This window comes from Shewanella sp. SP1S2-4 (genome assembly GCF_031932075.1).
GTDB classification, from domain to species: Bacteria; Pseudomonadota; Gammaproteobacteria; order Enterobacterales; family Shewanellaceae; genus Shewanella; species Shewanella baltica.
Window position 1 is genome coordinate 61,113 of sequence record NZ_JAUOET010000021.1, and the last position, 15,056, is coordinate 76,168.

At 45.3% G+C, this 15,056-nt stretch carries 13 protein-coding genes and 1 tRNA gene; 11 read left to right on the plus strand and 3 right to left on the minus strand.

Going from position 1 to position 15,056, the window contains the following annotated elements:
* Positions 1 to 167 precede the first annotated feature (167 nt).
* The gene (locus Q4Q52_RS16845; RefSeq protein WP_311991159.1) at positions 168 to 2,828 is read left to right on the plus strand and encodes a TonB-dependent receptor; all 2,661 of its coding nucleotides are present in this window, start codon (positions 168 to 170) and stop codon (positions 2,826 to 2,828) included.
* 103 nt (positions 2,829 to 2,931) lie between these two features.
* Here the strand turns inward: Q4Q52_RS16845 and Q4Q52_RS16850 are convergent, their stop codons facing one another.
* Positions 2,932 to 3,291: a TraR/DksA C4-type zinc finger protein gene (locus Q4Q52_RS16850; RefSeq protein WP_311890673.1), complete on the minus strand. Its 360-nt coding sequence runs from the start codon at positions 3,289 to 3,291 to the stop codon at positions 2,932 to 2,934.
* A 247-nt stretch (positions 3,292 to 3,538) separates the two neighbouring features.
* Positions 3,539 to 4,492 (minus strand): tRNA-dihydrouridine synthase, encoded by a 954-nt coding sequence (locus tag Q4Q52_RS16855; RefSeq protein ID WP_012089496.1) that lies wholly within the window; start codon positions 4,490 to 4,492, stop codon positions 3,539 to 3,541.
* Positions 4,493 to 4,760: 268 nt separating this feature from the next.
* Between Q4Q52_RS16855 and Q4Q52_RS16860 the strand changes: the two genes are divergently transcribed.
* The 10 genes from Q4Q52_RS16860 to Q4Q52_RS16905 all read left to right on the plus strand — a co-directional run bounded on the left by Q4Q52_RS16860 (position 4,761) and on the right by Q4Q52_RS16905 (position 14,586).
* Complete coding sequence (locus Q4Q52_RS16860) at positions 4,761 to 5,189, plus strand: hypothetical protein (protein WP_311890674.1); 429 nt, start codon at positions 4,761 to 4,763, stop codon at positions 5,187 to 5,189.
* Positions 5,190 to 5,301: 112 nt separating this feature from the next.
* A complete protein-coding gene (locus Q4Q52_RS16865; RefSeq protein ID WP_311991160.1) occupies positions 5,302 to 6,168 on the plus strand; it encodes a DUF692 domain-containing protein in 867 nt (288 codons plus the stop codon).
* Positions 6,168 to 6,914, plus strand: a complete 747-nt coding sequence (locus Q4Q52_RS16870; protein ID WP_311991161.1) for a putative DNA-binding domain-containing protein — start codon at positions 6,168 to 6,170, stop codon at positions 6,912 to 6,914. Before Q4Q52_RS16865 ends, Q4Q52_RS16870 begins: the two co-directional genes overlap by 1 nt.
* Positions 6,915 to 7,268: 354 nt before the next feature.
* Positions 7,269 to 7,637: a YbaN family protein gene (locus tag Q4Q52_RS16875; RefSeq protein ID WP_106650817.1), complete on the plus strand. Its 369-nt coding sequence runs from the start codon at positions 7,269 to 7,271 to the stop codon at positions 7,635 to 7,637.
* 264 nt (positions 7,638 to 7,901) lie between these two features.
* Positions 7,902 to 8,453 carry an adenine phosphoribosyltransferase gene (gene apt, locus Q4Q52_RS16880; RefSeq protein ID WP_086010671.1) on the plus strand — a complete coding sequence of 184 codons (552 nt, stop codon included), beginning with the start codon at positions 7,902 to 7,904 and terminating at the stop codon, positions 8,451 to 8,453.
* 37 nt (positions 8,454 to 8,490) lie between these two features.
* Positions 8,491 to 11,793, plus strand: a complete 3,303-nt coding sequence (gene dnaX / locus Q4Q52_RS16885; protein WP_311991162.1) for a DNA polymerase III subunit gamma/tau — start codon at positions 8,491 to 8,493, stop codon at positions 11,791 to 11,793.
* A gap of 237 nt (positions 11,794 to 12,030) precedes the next feature.
* A complete protein-coding gene (locus Q4Q52_RS16890) occupies positions 12,031 to 12,360 on the plus strand; it encodes a YbaB/EbfC family nucleoid-associated protein (protein ID WP_028759630.1) in 330 nt (109 codons plus the stop codon).
* A gap of 12 nt (positions 12,361 to 12,372) precedes the next feature.
* Positions 12,373 to 12,972 carry a recombination mediator RecR gene (recR, locus tag Q4Q52_RS16895; protein ID WP_006082081.1) on the plus strand — a complete coding sequence of 200 codons (600 nt, stop codon included), beginning with the start codon at positions 12,373 to 12,375 and terminating at the stop codon, positions 12,970 to 12,972.
* Between the two features lie 471 nt (positions 12,973 to 13,443).
* On the plus strand, positions 13,444 to 13,935 hold the full coding sequence (locus tag Q4Q52_RS16900; protein WP_311991163.1) for a GNAT family N-acetyltransferase: 492 nt from the start codon (positions 13,444 to 13,446) through the stop codon (positions 13,933 to 13,935).
* A gap of 237 nt (positions 13,936 to 14,172) precedes the next feature.
* Positions 14,173 to 14,586, plus strand: a complete 414-nt coding sequence (locus Q4Q52_RS16905; protein WP_311991164.1) for a hypothetical protein — start codon at positions 14,173 to 14,175, stop codon at positions 14,584 to 14,586.
* A 348-nt stretch (positions 14,587 to 14,934) separates the two neighbouring features.
* Here Q4Q52_RS16905 and Q4Q52_RS16910 read toward each other — a convergent pair.
* Positions 14,935 to 15,011, minus strand: a tRNA-Met gene (locus Q4Q52_RS16910).
* Positions 15,012 to 15,056: the final 45 nt, after the last annotated feature.

Below are 15,056 nucleotides of genomic sequence, written 5' to 3' on the forward strand. Positions count from 1 at the left end.
TATTTCATACATCAGATTGTGTATCAATTTGTTTTATTGTGGAATAAATTTGTTTTAATAGTTGACTTGAATGTAGCGTATTAACATTATCTCTACAGCGAAATAGAGTTCGCTGGTTAAATATAAAAATAAAAACATAGGGTTTTATTTACCTCAAGGAGAGATTAATGCGCTATTTAAGTTTGACGGCCAAAGCCGTTCGTACTAGTTTAATTACTGCGGCGACAAGCAGTGTGGTTTTTTCGGGATTAGGTTTTTCTGCAATGATAAATGCAGCAGAAGAAAATACCAAAGTTGAACGCATTGAAGTAACGGGTTCTCGTATTAAACAAGTTGATATGGAAACCGTTTCACCCGTGACTGTCATCAATGCTGCAGATATTGCTATGACAGGTGAAAAAACCGTTGCTGACGTATTAAATAACTCTGCGATAAATAGCTTTGGTTCTTGGCGTGGTATTTCAGGTTATGGCTCTGGTGCAAGCTCAACCAGTAATGTCAATTTACGCGGTTTAGGATCGTCTGCGACCTTAGTGTTATTAGATGGACGCCGTATGCCAGGCACGAGTTCGAGCTCTGGCTCAGTGGCGGATACATCTTCTATCCCTATGGCTATCGTGGAGCGTATTGAAATCCTGCGGGATGGCGCTTCAGCAGTCTATGGTTCCGATGCGGTGGCGGGCGTGATAAACATTATCACTAAGAAAGAGTTTGAAGGTTTTCAGCTTGATTACAGTACAGAGCAACCAAGCGTAGAAGGGGGCGATGCTAACCGTTTATCGCTTGCAACTGGCTTTAATACAGATAAAGGCAATATCACTCTCACCTATGAATATTATGATACTAAAGCAGTAATGGATCGTGATATTTGGCGAATGGATGATTCAAGTTATAACGCCTATAGCGGATATAGCTCAGTACCAAATGGTAAATATGGACCAGGCAATGGTAGCTGGTATAGTAATTCAGATATATGTGAAAAAACGGAAAATACCATAGACTCAGGTGATGGTCGTTGTTTATATAATCATGGTAATGTGACTAAGTTATTTGGTGATCAAACCCGTAACTCGCTATTATCTAATTTCTCCTATGAAATTTCAGAAAATATTAAATTCCGAGGCCGAGCTTCTGCGTCTTTAGCTGAAACTGAAACTCGTTATGCGGGTACGCCAGTATCAACGAATACCCCAGTGATGAGTGCCGATAATAAGTACAACCCCGTTGGTGAAGAATTAGTGATTTCTATGCGAGGTGCGCAACTTGGCGAGCGAGATACATTAACTGAAACTAACAATTTTGATATTCTCGGAGGCTTTGTTGGCACAATAGATTCAGGTAATGGTATCGATTGGGAATTAAATGCTCAGCATGCGACCTCAACAACAAACAGTTTTAACTACAATTTACTCAATGACAATATTATTCAGCAAGAAATAGATTCAGAGCAATATGATATTTTCAATACCTCTGGAATGAGTTATGAGCAGTGGGAGCAACAGATGACAGATCTGTATCGTAAAGCTGCCCATACTGGGGTGTATCAAGGTAAGTTTGAAAGCACTCAATTAGATGGTTTGGCGTCTACATTACTTGTCGATAACGGTGATTTTTCGGTCGCTATGGTCGGTGGTCTTGAATATGAAATGATCAAGTTTAAGCAAACCAGTGATCCAGAATCAGCGGCGGGGATTATTTCCGGTGGCTCGGGTGGTGATGATGTCGATGCCACGCGTGACCGTAGTGCTGCGTATCTCGAGTTTCAAGTGGGTTTACCTGCTAATGTTGAGTTATCTGCCGCGGTTCGTTACGAGCGCTATGAGCAGGAAGGCTCTCTGACTGGGCCTCAAGGTGAAGTGGTCAACTCATCGACCTTCGATGCCGTGGTGCCTAAATTTGGTTTGAGCTGGCGCCCAGTGGATAGCTTGTTACTGCGTGCCAGTTACGGTGATTCGTTCCGTGCGCCAAATATGAGTGAAATGTTCTCGTCTCAATCTTTGAGTTTTGAGAAGGCGGTGGATTCCCTATGGTGTAATGAACCCGGTAACGTGGATGCCATATATTGCGCTACCAATAATCAGCATAAAACTTGGTTTGGTGGTAACCCAAACTTAGAGGCTGAAGAGGGTAACTCGTTAACCTTTGGTGGTGTTTGGAATGTCACTGATGCATGGAACTTGGAGTTATCTTATTACTCAATCACCTACGACAATAAAATCGAGTCGATCGATGTAGATGATATTCTGCGTGATGAAATCAAGAATGGATCGTCTCCCTATGTGACCCGTGGTCCAGATGGCAAGATTGAGTATATTGAGGCGGGAATACGTAATTTAGCCACAGTTGAGACCTCTGGTATCGATTTTGTAACGGCTTATAACTTAGAAACTGGCTTTGGTGATTTCAATTTCAAACTGGATTTGACTCACGTGCTTGATTTTAAGAAGCAGGATAATGCCGAATCAGAGATGATCGATTACGCAGGAACAACAGACTCACCCGATTGGCGTGGCAACTTTGCGACAAGTTGGAAATACGATGATTTCTCTGCCGCATGGACAGTCGTCTATATTGGTAGTCAATCAGCAAGTTATTTCAACGAGTTAGAAAAAACCGACCGTTATGTCGATTACGATAATTACTTTAAACACAATATCCAATTTGGTTATACCCATGCTTATAACGGCTCTATCACAGTAGGGGTGAATAATGTGTTTGATGCTGAAACACCAAACTATTATACCTACGCCGATTATCGCGATGTGAATGTGGGTTTATATGATGTGTTAGGTAGAACGTATTACCTGAGAATAAACCAGAAGTTTTAGGTTGTCCGCCCTCCCTGGATAACTCAAACCTCCGCTTGCGGAGGTTTTTTTGTTTATTTTTTCCTGCTTTTCAGGTTGCTTATCGGATATCGAATCAGTGCTATCAATGGGTGAGGCGCAGCTCGTGGCGGTGTTCGTGTTGATAATGTTCGGCGCAGGAGGCGCAGCGTTGTTCTGTGGGATCTTGGCTTAAGCGTTCGGTTTCGATTTCCGCTTCGCAGTCGGAGCAAAGGCCGTAGAGGCCTAAGTCGAGCTGACAAAAGGCGGCATCAAGTTTATTCAGCTGGCAAAATAGCGGGTGATCGGCCAGTGGCGTTTGCGCCAATGTATCAATTAACTCTGTCAGACTCAGGCTAGCATAATGCTCCCCTATGACTTCGAGGAACGGAGGGAGCGCGCCGAGTTCTTTCCTTAGATTAGCTTCAAGCTCTGACAATTCATGTCTGATATGGGTGGTGCTCACGTAAAATCGCCTATTTCATTTGACTCTAGGCGTCCAGTCTAATAGTTCCACTACCAACGACTATGATAAAGATCAAGTATCTGCCATATTTTAAATATTTTCGCCGTTAAAAATTGAAAAAGTACTTCATTCCTATCGCATTATGTGTGCTATCGCTAAGTCCCTTTCATGGCTCACATTGCCGCGCATTGAATCTCGATTTCTAACAGTTTTATGGTTGGCCGTCGTTCTGTGGTTGCTCACTCTTCTATGATTCGTTGCCTAAGTTTCGCTGCGCAGCTTCTAATACCGCGACGATTTCTTCCGTTGTTTTAAACACGCGTAGCTCCCTAAATAAAGTATCGGCTTCGGGATATTGACGATTTAGGTAGGTAAACCACTGTTTGATCCGGGCGGGATAATAGTCACTCTTGCGACCATTAAGCTCTCTTTGGGTATAACTGAGCATCAGCCCTAAGGTTTGCGCCCAAGTATAAGGGGTTGCACCTGTCTTGATGGTATCGGCCAAGTTCGGCAATGAAATCGCCCCGCGGCCGATCATAATACTGTCGCAGCCGGTGACTTCGATGCAACGCTTAGCATCATCGCTGTTCCAAATCTCGCCGTTGGCGATCACCGGGATAGGCAAACGTTTGCGTACTTCTGTGATGTATTCCCAGTAGGCGGGCGGTCTGTAGCCGTCGACTTTACTGCGCGCATGGATGGCAAGCTCAGTTGCGCCGGCTTCATACACAGCGATAGCATTTTCCATGAACAGTGACTTATCTTCGTAGCCCAAACGTATTTTGGCGGTCACGGCATGTTCTTTCGGCACCGCTTGACGCATGGCTTTGACAATATCGTGCACGCTCTCAGGATATTGCAGTAATACGGCGCCACCTTTGCTGCGGTTAACGATTTTTGCCGGACAGCCAAAGTTGGCATCGACACCGTGTGAGCCGAGTTCAATTGCCCGCAGGGCATTTTCACCCATACATTGGGGTTCTTGGCCGAGTAACTGCACTCGCACTGGCGTTCCCGAAGGAGTATTCCCCTTGTTGAGTAGCTCAGGACACAGTTTGAGAAAGACTTTTTCAGGCAGCAGTTGGTCTACCACACGCACAAATTCGGTGACGAGCAAATCGTAGGGATTGATGGTCGATAGAATGTCACGCATTAAAGCGTCTACTACGCCTTCCATTGGAGCCAAAATCACACGCACTGCAGTAAACCCATATCTATTTGCAAAGGGCGAGCATTCTACCTTATCGGCCTTAAGTTACAAAGTGGCCGAGTGAATGCGGATGATTATGCGCTCCCATAAATAAAATCCACGCTAAACTGATTGTCCTAGCAGGATATTTTGACCATTTCTGTGATTTAGTGATATTTTTTGCAATAGAATTGAAACAGGGCAGGTCTTTTGCAGTAAGCCAGCTACTTATACTGTTGTTGGTCAACATTACTCAATAAACAAGAAGGGATTATTTATGAATTCAGTTAAAAAAACAGCAGTTGCAGTGGCCTTAGGTTCAGTCGTCATGAGTTCAGCTTTTGCTGTCAATGCCCAAACTAACCCGTTTGGTTTTGAAGCAATGGATGCGGGTTATCAAATTGTCGGCTCAGAAGGCAAATGTGGTGAAGCCAAATGCGGCGCGGATATGAAGAAAGCCGCTGCTGAAAAAGCCAAAGAAGGTAAATGTGGTGAAGCTAAGTGTGGCGCGGATATGAAGAAAGCGGCCGCAGATAAAGCCCATGAAGGCAAATGTGGCGAAGCGAAATGCGGCGCTGACATGAAAAAAGCCGCGGATAAGGCCCATGAAGGTAAGTGTGGTGAAGCGAAATGTGGCGCTGATATGAAGAAAACCGCAGAGAAAGTTGACGTTAAAGTCGAAGCCGTTAAAAAAGAAATGAAATAAATCTGACTGCACTGAGCCCGCTGTGATGGGGGTTATTGAGTCTAAAGAGGCCAGCCCGCGCTGGTCTCTTTTGTTTTATCCTAAAGCGATGACCAAGCGTTCGTGAGGTTCTATGAATGATCAAAAAAATGCGGCACAGGTAGGGCTGGGCTTACGGCGAGAAATGCTCAGTGAGTTTTGTGAATCGGTGCCAGAAGCGATTAATTTTTTTGAAGTGGCACCAGAAAACTGGATGACCTTAGGCGGTAAGTTTGGCCGTCAATTTCGTGAACTGACCGAGCAACATACTTTCTATTGCCACGGTTTGAGCTTATCGATTGGTAGCCCAGAGCCCTTAGATCTCGCGTTTGTAAAAAACATCAAAACCTTTATGGATTTACACCAAATCCAAGTCTATTCCGAACACTTAAGTTATTGCTCAGGCCAAGGTCACTTATACGATCTCATGCCGATCCCTTTTACCGACGCAGCGGTAAAACATGTGGCGGCGCGGGTGAAGCAGGTCGAAGATATTTTAGAGCGGCCACTTATTTTAGAAAATGTGTCATTTTATGCCGCCCCCGGTGCGCACATGAGCGAACTTGAATTCGTCAATGCCGTGCTGCAAGAAGCCGATTGTAAGTTGTTACTCGATGTGAACAACATCTATGTGAACTCGATAAATCATCAATATGATGCCGATGCCTTTTTACAGGCCATGCCGACGGAGCGTATCGCTTATCTGCATATCGCTGGGCACTACAAACAAGCTGAAGATCTGCTCATTGATACCCATGGCGCTGCAATTAACGATCCCGTGTGGGCATTGTTGCAACGTTGCTATGCCTTGCATGGGGTAAAGCCGACCTTGCTTGAGCGTGACTTTAATTTGCCGACAACCGCTGAATTGTTGCTCGAGCTAAATCAAATCCACGCTTATCAAGCAGCGGTCAGTTCCCAAATTCAAAATAGCGCTCATGTTGTAAAGAGGATCGCCTAATGGATTTTAAGCAAGTGCAGCAATCCTTTATCGATTATATCCGCGATCCGTCTCGGCCATTGCCCGCGGATACTGATGTCCGGCGCATGCAGGTTTACCGCGAGTTATTTTTTAATAATGTACTGGGATTTGTGTCGAACGGCTTTCCCGTGCTGAAAAGTTTGTATTCTGAGGAAGAGTGGTTGGCATTAGTGCAAAGCTTTTTTAGTCAACATGATTGCCAATCGCCGATTTTTATCGATATCGCGGGCGAATTTTTAGATTTTTTACAGCAGCAATATCAGCCCACGGCAAATGATCCTGTTTTTATGCTCGAATTAGCCCACTATGAATGGCTAGAGTTAGCTGTTGCGGTTGCACAGGCGAGTGAGGATGAGTCTCAACTTAGCCCTGCGCAAATTCCGATGCAGGTCTTATGTTTATCGAAGACGGCGAGGGTGGCGCAGTATCATTTTGAGGTGCAGCACATTCGTCAGGATTATCGTCCGCAGCAACAACTCGATACGCCAGTGTTTTTTTGTCTCTATCAAGATGTTGATTGCGAAGTGTGTTTCCTACAGTTAAACCCCTTAAGTGCGCAGGTGCTGGCATTTCTTCAAGCTCAGGGCCAAGCGAGTTTTCAAGAGATACTTGATTGGTTAACAATCACTTACCCTCAAATGGCACCTCAGGTTATTGGGCAAGGTTGTAGCCAGTTACTCGAGCAATTAGCGGCCAAAGGGATAGTGCGCGGTCGTCAGTCTTAAGGTGGGGATTATTGCCGAAATAAATGCAATAACCCTACATCTAAAGGGTTTTTATTAATTTGACAAACCGCTACAATGTCGGCCGTTTTGTGATCTCAATCACTGTACGATTCCTGCGCACTTATACTTGCACATACTAGAGGAGCTGTAATGAGTAGTCAGCCGTTCAAAGACCCATTTAATTTTTTGTATTTTATTGGTTTTATTTTAGTTTTACTGTTGCCGACTCTGCCAGCAAGCCTGTCTTGGTTAAAGCACTTAGGTCTAATTTAAGCGAGCGTTAATCTCGAGCGCATAGACTATTGGCCACTCTTAGAGTGGCTTTTGTTTTTCCGATAAAGGGTAAGTAAATCGATGGTATTAAAGCGCGGATTATTTTTATTGTTAGGTTTAACCGCGTTAGCCTTAGGTTTACTCGGTATCGTGTTGCCCTTGCTGCCGACCGTGCCGTTTATCTTGCTTTCCGCTTTCTGCTTTGCCCGCTCCAGTGAACGTTTACACCATTGGTTGATGACTCACCCATGGTTTGCCGATGCCTTAACCCAGTGGCAAGAGCAGCGAGCAATGCGTAAGGGATTGAAACGCAAAGCTATGATAGTCAGCGCGCTGAGTTTTAGTGTCAGCATTATTGTGGTGCCCATCCTTTGGGTAAAAGGTTTGCTGCTCGTGATGGCACTCGTCTTACTCTGGTATCTCAAAGGGATCCCTGAAATAGCGGAATAGAGCGACACTGTGGATTCAATGTGTGGCAAATCGTTTTCGTCGCGTCATGGTTGAGGTGATTTAACACTGTGTCGACAGGGTTTGATCTGAGGCACAAATTGATAACCTTTCCATCACTTGTGCGTTGTGATTGTTGCAACTAAAACTAAAGCGGCATAAGCTTTGTCCGACTTTCGACAATGCGTCCACCCAGTGTGGACGTTTTGTTTTATACCGCCAACGCTAGGTTGGTGAATTGATTAAGTAACTTATTAAGTAAATATGATGGCTATGAATACAGAAACCTTATCCTTGATAAAGCAAAGCATTAAAACGATTCCTAATTATCCTAAGGAAGGGATTTTATTTCGAGATGTCACCAGTTTGCTTGAGAATGCAGCCGCCTATAAAGCGACCATCGACTTGTTAGTTGAACATTATCGTGGCCAAGGCTTTACCAAAATTGTGGGCACCGAAGCCCGTGGTTTCTTATTCGGTGCGCCGTTGGCTTTAGAATTGGGTGTGGGTTTTGTGCCTGTGCGTAAACCGGGTAAATTACCGCGTGCGACTATCAGCCAAAGCTATGAACTGGAATACGGTCACGATAGCCTAGAAATTCATACCGATGCGATTAATCCAAATGACAAAGTGCTAGTCGTTGACGATTTACTCGCGACTGGCGGTACTATTGAAGCGACCGTTAAACTCATTCGCCAACTGGGCGGTGAAGTTAAACATGCAGCCTTTGTGATCTCATTACCTGATTTAGGTGGTGAAGCACGTTTAACCGCTTTAGGGCTTGAGTTGGTTAAACTTTGTGAGTTTGAAGGCGAATAAATCTGCAGCTAAAGGCGCCTTGGGATAGTTTGATGGCATGTCAAATCATGACATGTTATCTTTCAAAGTTCTCGGGGCGCATGCTCCCGCTCTTGTATCACATACTCTGGGGAGTTCCATGTCATATCAGGTGTTAGCCAGAAAATGGCGCCCTGCCACATTTGATCAAATGGTTGGCCAAAGCCATGTTTTGCATGCCTTGACCAATGCGTTAAGCCAGCAGCGCTTACATCATGCTTACCTGTTTACGGGAACGCGCGGTGTCGGTAAAACCAGCTTGGCGCGACTCTTTGCCAAAGGCTTAAATTGCGAACAAGGCGTGACAGCGACTCCCTGTGGTGTTTGCGGCAGCTGCGTGGAAATCGCGCAAGGCCGTTTTGTCGATTTAATTGAAGTCGATGCCGCGTCCCGCACTAAGGTCGATGACACCCGTGAGCTGTTAGACAATGTGCAGTATCGTCCGACCCGTGGCCGTTTTAAGGTTTATCTCATCGACGAAGTGCATATGCTGTCGCGCAGCAGTTTTAACGCACTGCTCAAAACCTTAGAAGAACCCCCCGAACACGTTAAATTTCTTTTGGCGACAACTGATCCACAGAAACTGCCCGTGACTGTGTTATCCCGTTGTTTGCAATTCAATTTAAAAAGCCTGACCCAAGGCGAAATTGGCACTCAGCTCAATCATATCTTGACCCAAGAGCAGTTTCCCTTTGATGCTGAAGCCTTAAAGCTTCTTGCCAAAGCCGCCAATGGCAGTATGCGTGATGCCTTGAGTTTGACCGATCAAGCGATCGCCTTTGGTGGCGGCAATGTGATGCTCACTCAAGTGCAAACTATGCTGGGCAGTATTGATGAGCAGCATGTGGTTGCCTTGCTTAAAGCCTTAACCGATGCCGATATTGGCGTGTTAATGCACACCTGTGCCCAAGTGCTCGCGTACGGCGCAGATGCCCAAGAAGTGCTGCGCAGTTTGCTTGAGCTGTTACATCAAATTACCTTGACCCAATTTGCTCCCGCGGCCGCGCAGCAATCTTTGTATAGCGCGCAAATTCGCGCCTTTGCCGAGCAGCTGACGCCGGAGCAAGTGCAGCTTTATTATCAGATTTTATTAACGGGCCGCAAAGATTTACCCCATGCACCCGATCCTAAATCGGGTCTTGAGATGGCGCTGTTACGCGCAGTCGCATTTGTGCCAGAAAAGCCGGTAAAGCGTTGGCAGCCTGAAACGGTCGCTGAGATCCGTTTACCCGAAGGGCAAACGCCCGTTGCGGCAACTGCTGCAGCGCAAGCTCCTCATGTAAATGAACAACAGTTTGCTGAAACACATACTGCTGAACCACATAGCACTAAACCGCATACCATTAAAACAGTGCCTGCTGAAAAAAAAACAGCATTAATTGAGCAAACTAGCGCTAACCAGCAAGTTGAAACCGCGCAAGCGGACGCTGTTGACATGGCTGACGTGTCAATTGAGCCAGCAGATATCTCAGAGCAGGCATTTGATGCTGAGCTCGAAGCGGATGCGGCATTAATTGCCGAACAGGCGGTGATTCTAAGTCAGGCGCAGAGTCAGGGATTTAACGCTGACAGCTTAAACGCTGACACAGTGAATGCTGAGGTAGAGCCTCAAACTCAAACAGTATCAACCGCTCAAGCGCCTTCTATACACATTTCTGAACCCGTTGCTGACATTGAAGCATCGGTTGCGAGTTTAGATGCTCAGAATAGTGAAGTTCCTGAATTAATCGGGGCAGCTGCCGAGTCGAGTATTGTTAATCCAGCTATGGCTGAAACGCTTGTTGATTCAACATCTGCTGATAACAACAGCGCTGCTGAGAACACACTGGATAACAATCCCACCGCTAACAATACGCTTGAGCAAAATGGGCTTGATGAACATAGTCCCTATGGAACTGAAGCCGAGTATTCATATCCAGCGATGGGAGATTATGCCCAAGAGTCAGCGCCGCTCGATTCCTATCAAGATGCTTATGTTGAATTCTCTTCCGGCTCTTACAATGATGACGATTTTCATCACAGCTTTGACTCTCATGCTGTGCCTGATGATGTTCAACACTCAGCTAATGTTCAACACTCAGATAGTGTTCAACATTCTGCTGATGTTCAAAGCGCAGCAAGTATTCAAAGTGCTGTAGGCATGCAAGGCTCTGTTGATAGTCAGTCAGCTGCAATGGCTCAAGTGTCTCCTCAGACACTTACTCCAATTTCAATTCCAACACTAGCCTCCGCATCCTTAGCCGATGATGATATTCTCTCGGCGGTGTTGGCGGCGCGGGATTCACTGTTATCAGATCTTGATGCCTTAAGTGTTAAGGACGGTGATGAAAAAAAGTCGTCACTGGACTCAAAATTAAAGACACCAAACAGTAAAGCCAATGGGATCACTTTATCAAAACCTGCCAGTAAAAGTGATGCAAGTAAGACAAGTGCGTCATTCTCTGCCGATCCCGCCGCTGATTTAGATCCCGATTTAACAATAGATTTTGATGATTTTGACTTAGATCTTGAGCCAATTACTTTGCATCAATCCGTATCTTCGATCGCAGACTCAGCTAGTTCTGTTTCTGCTGTTCCAGTCAAACCGGCAGCATATGATCGTCCGCCTTGGGAGGCTGAGCCAAAAGCAGAGTTAACGGTTGAGCTTATCGAAACGACTCAGGTTGAGTGCGGCAATAATGATATCGCTGATGTTGCTGCTGATGTTATGGTGGCTCAAGGCTCAGAAATTAAGGTCGACTCAGCCAACGGTGATCAAGGATCTTTAGAGGCTAGCAACACTGCTAATGATGCACTAAATCAGACGGCTAGTGCTGTTGAACGCACGCAGGAGACACACGTTGCGCTCAGTTCGACTCAACCTATTAGTGGTCATCCATTAGATTTGCATTGGTACAAGTTGATGGCGAGCTTAGAGATCGGCGGACGAGTGCGGCAATTGGCGGTGAATTCCGTTTGCCAAACCCAGAGCGATCCTTTGCCGCTGTTGCTTAAGCCAAACCAGAAGCATCTAGCGGCCGATGTGGCCATAGTGCAGCTCGAGCAAGCCTTAAGTGCTGCGCTCGGGAACCCAAGACGGGTGCAAGTGGTCATAGGAATCGATGAACAGCGGGAAACGCCTTTAGAGTTACGTAAGCGTTTCCACCAAGAGTTGCTGCAACAGGCGCATCAATCATTGATCCATGATGACAATGTGCAATGGTTGATCCAACGTATGGGCGCCGAACTCGATGCCGATAGTTTAGTGTACCCACCTGAGTTGTTGAATTTACGCAGTCAGCAAATACAAGCTTTACCTGAGCTAACTGAGGCCGCGAGTTAACCACTATCGATTATCAACAATCAACGAGTCCTAGGGGCAAAGTTTGGTCGTTAATTTGTTACGCCGTGGTTTAAATTTGAGCTTAAAGTACCTATTTATAGTAATGCTGCTGAGAAACTCGGCATCGAGATCATAAGTTTATTAACAAGATAACGGCATTGATTGCCAATCCCATTTATTTAAGTAAGATTAGCCGCGTTAATGCTTGCGACTAACCCTAATAGAAGAGAAAAGACTATGTTTGGAAAAGGCGGTATGGGCAATCTGATGAAACAGGCCCAGATGATGCAAGAAAAAATGGCCAAAATGCAGGAAGAAATCGCCCGTATGGAAATGGTGGGCGAATCGGGTGCAGGTTTGGTGAAAGTCACCATGACAGGCGCGCACACAGTGCGTAAAGTCGAAATCGACCCAAGCCTGATGGAAGACGACAAAGAAATGCTGGAAGATTTGATTGCTGCAGCTTGTAATGACGCTGCCCGTCGAATTGAAGAAAATCAAAAAACTAAAATGGCCGAAGTCACTGGTGGTATGCAATTACCTCCAGGCATGAAAATGCCATTTTAATTGAGATAGCCGATGAAATTTAGTCCACTGTTAGATGAGTTAATTCAGTCCCTGCGTTGTTTACCTGGGGTTGGGCCTAAATCGGCGCAACGTATGGCGTTTCAGTTACTCGAGCGTGACAGAAAAGCAGGGCTTAAATTAGCCAGTGCGCTGTCCAGTGCGATGAGTGACGTCGGTCATTGTCAGTCTTGCCGAACCTACACTGAAGAAACCCTCTGTCCGATTTGTGCTAGCCATAAACGCGGCACGTCTTCCACCATTTGTGTGGTGGAAACGCCGGCCGATGTGTTAGCCATTGAGGCGGGTGGACATTTCACTGGTCGCTACTTTGTGCTTTTAGGTCATTTATCGCCACTCGATGGTGTTGGGCCAGAAGAGCTAGGTTTAGCGTTACTCGAGCGCCACTTGGCTTCGGGTGATGTTGCCGAGTTGATTTTAGCGACCAATCCGACGGTAGAAGGCGAGGCCACAGCGCATTTTATTGCTGATATGGCCAGACGCCATAAGGTGATGATCAGTCGCATCGCCCACGGCGTACCCGTTGGTGGAGAGCTTGAATACGTGGATAGCACGACGTTAGCCTTGTCATTTAATGGTCGTTTACCGCTTTGACAGAACACAGTGACTCAGTTTAGTTAGTGTAATGTGATTGATTATACTAGCTTAATTTTAATGCTGAACTGTTCGGCTCGACTTAAGTGTCGCGATATCCCATAAACCCGCCAAGAACTTATCTTGAGCGGGTTTTTTATTTGCTTAGTGTTTCAATCTAGATGTCGAGGCAGGATTGTCGAGGCGGTGTGGTAGGGCAATGGAGATAGCACCGTGGTTTTAAATGCTCATCTCAATTGATATCTATCCATATAAAAACTAGGTTTATCAATAGTTTTTTAAATTTCATACTTGTCTTATGCGAGCTTCATCCGTAAAGTCGGTTAGATAAGAAGCGGGCAGAGTTGCGATTTTCTATTATGTTCGCGCATGTGCTTTAGTTAATTCGATAGGCTTAGCTCCGTGTACTTAGCTCTATGTACGTGGGACCGGACAGGTATTTTATGAGAAAGAAAATCAAGGAGGGATTTATTGGGAAAGATTACGATTAGGCATGCAGAGAAGCGTGACGCCGCAGCCATTCAAGACGTATATGCCTGCCTGAATGCCTATGCAGGCACCTTGCAACTTCCTTGGCCATCGACCGATAAATGGGAGTCACGCCTTGCTGCAACATCGAATAATATTCATCGCTATGTCGCAGAGATTGAAGGTGAAGTTGTCGGCGAGTTGGGTTTCGAGGTGTACGAGCAACCCCGTCGCAGGCATGTAGCCTCCTTTGGAATGGGGGTAAAGGATAGCTATCAAGGCCGCGGTGTTGGTAGCGCTTTGATTAACGCTATGCTTGAGCTTACCGATAAATGGATGAATATTAAACGAATTGAATTAACGGTTTATACCGACAATCATGCCGCCATTGGGCTGTATAAAAAGTTTGGTTTTGTGATTGAAGGTGAGTCGAAGGATTTTGCCTTTAGAAATGGTGAATTTGTCAGTGTGTACCATATGGCGCGGATAAAGTAGCATGCTGATCTCGGCGCTATTTTAACAGTTGCTTAAGACATTTACTTTAAGAACGGACTCTAAGCGTTCAATCTAAGTCCTAACTTTCTATAGGATCTGACGCTAAGTGCTCAATCTAAGAATTTACTTCAAGCGCTCACTTCACAAATCGAGGTTAGGAAATAGTATTAAGTGCTTATTTCAAGAGCTTGCTTTAGGTGCAAAGTGTATGTCTATCTCAACTTTTAAGGATAAAAAATGGGACTCATTTTATTGCCATTGCTGATACTTTGGTTGGGTGTTGGAATTTATGCCATTCGTATAGGTTATCAAGTATTGGCAGGGACATCCCAGTTAAGCTATACACTCAGTGTTGGTGCTATCGCTATTGTGGCATTACTGCTTTATCTCTATTTCGGTTTCGCTCAATTTAAGGAAAATAAAGCGTTGTGGGCGTTCGAAATTCCGATGTTTTTTGCTGTGAATAAGCTCGCTTTTGGCGTCATGATCCTTGGTCTATTGCTGCACTGGTTCGGTCAAGGTGTTCTCACTTCCGCTTATTTGAAACCTCTACCTTTCATCATGATTTTCACCGTTTCCTTTGGTGCTATGGCAGGAGTCATATTGTCCGATACCTTCATGGCGAAATTTGAAATCCAAAAAACGCATTGAGATCAGCTAATCAGGTTAAATTTTTAGTTCGGATGCTGTTGCTGAAGTGGATTTGAACTGATGACCATCGCCTGTTATTTATAAAGAGTTAATCCCGACGAGTTACCAGTGGTGCTCTGGTGATGATTTACAGAAGATCATTATGAATTTCAGGAAAAAAACCGCTTAAGCTGGTTATCTTCTCTTACATAAGAGATTTGGTTGCGGAAGCCGGATTTGAACTGATGACCTTCGCCCGTTATTTATAAAGAGTTGATCCCGACGAGTTAGCATGCCGCTCTATCCCATATTTTACTGTGGGTTTCATTGATTTTTAGGTACAAAAAAACCAGCTTATGCTGGTTAAATTGGTTGCGGGAGCCGGATTTGAACCGACGACCTTCGGGTTATGAGCCCGACGAGCTACCATACTGCTCCATCCCGCGTCCGATTGTTGTGCTAGCTTTTTTAACTTTCACTAGTAAGAAAGT

Coding starts and splice junctions, on each gene's coding strand:
- Q4Q52_RS16845 (WP_311991159.1), top strand. CDS start 168: ATGCGCTATTTAAGTTTGACGGCCAAAGCCGTTCGTACTAGTTTAATT.
- Q4Q52_RS16860 (WP_311890674.1), top strand. CDS start 4,761: ATGAATTCAGTTAAAAAAACAGCAGTTGCAGTGGCCTTAGGTTCAGTC.
- Q4Q52_RS16865 (WP_311991160.1), top strand. CDS start 5,302: ATGAATGATCAAAAAAATGCGGCACAGGTAGGGCTGGGCTTACGGCGA.
- Q4Q52_RS16870 (WP_311991161.1), top strand. CDS start 6,168: ATGGATTTTAAGCAAGTGCAGCAATCCTTTATCGATTATATCCGCGAT.
- Q4Q52_RS16875 (WP_106650817.1), top strand. CDS start 7,269: ATGGTATTAAAGCGCGGATTATTTTTATTGTTAGGTTTAACCGCGTTA.
- apt (WP_086010671.1), top strand. CDS start 7,902: ATGGCTATGAATACAGAAACCTTATCCTTGATAAAGCAAAGCATTAAA.
- dnaX (WP_311991162.1), top strand. CDS start 8,491: ATGTCAAATCATGACATGTTATCTTTCAAAGTTCTCGGGGCGCATGCT.
- Q4Q52_RS16890 (WP_028759630.1), top strand. CDS start 12,031: ATGTTTGGAAAAGGCGGTATGGGCAATCTGATGAAACAGGCCCAGATG.
- recR (WP_006082081.1), top strand. CDS start 12,373: ATGAAATTTAGTCCACTGTTAGATGAGTTAATTCAGTCCCTGCGTTGT.
- Q4Q52_RS16905 (WP_311991164.1), top strand. CDS start 14,173: ATGGGACTCATTTTATTGCCATTGCTGATACTTTGGTTGGGTGTTGGA.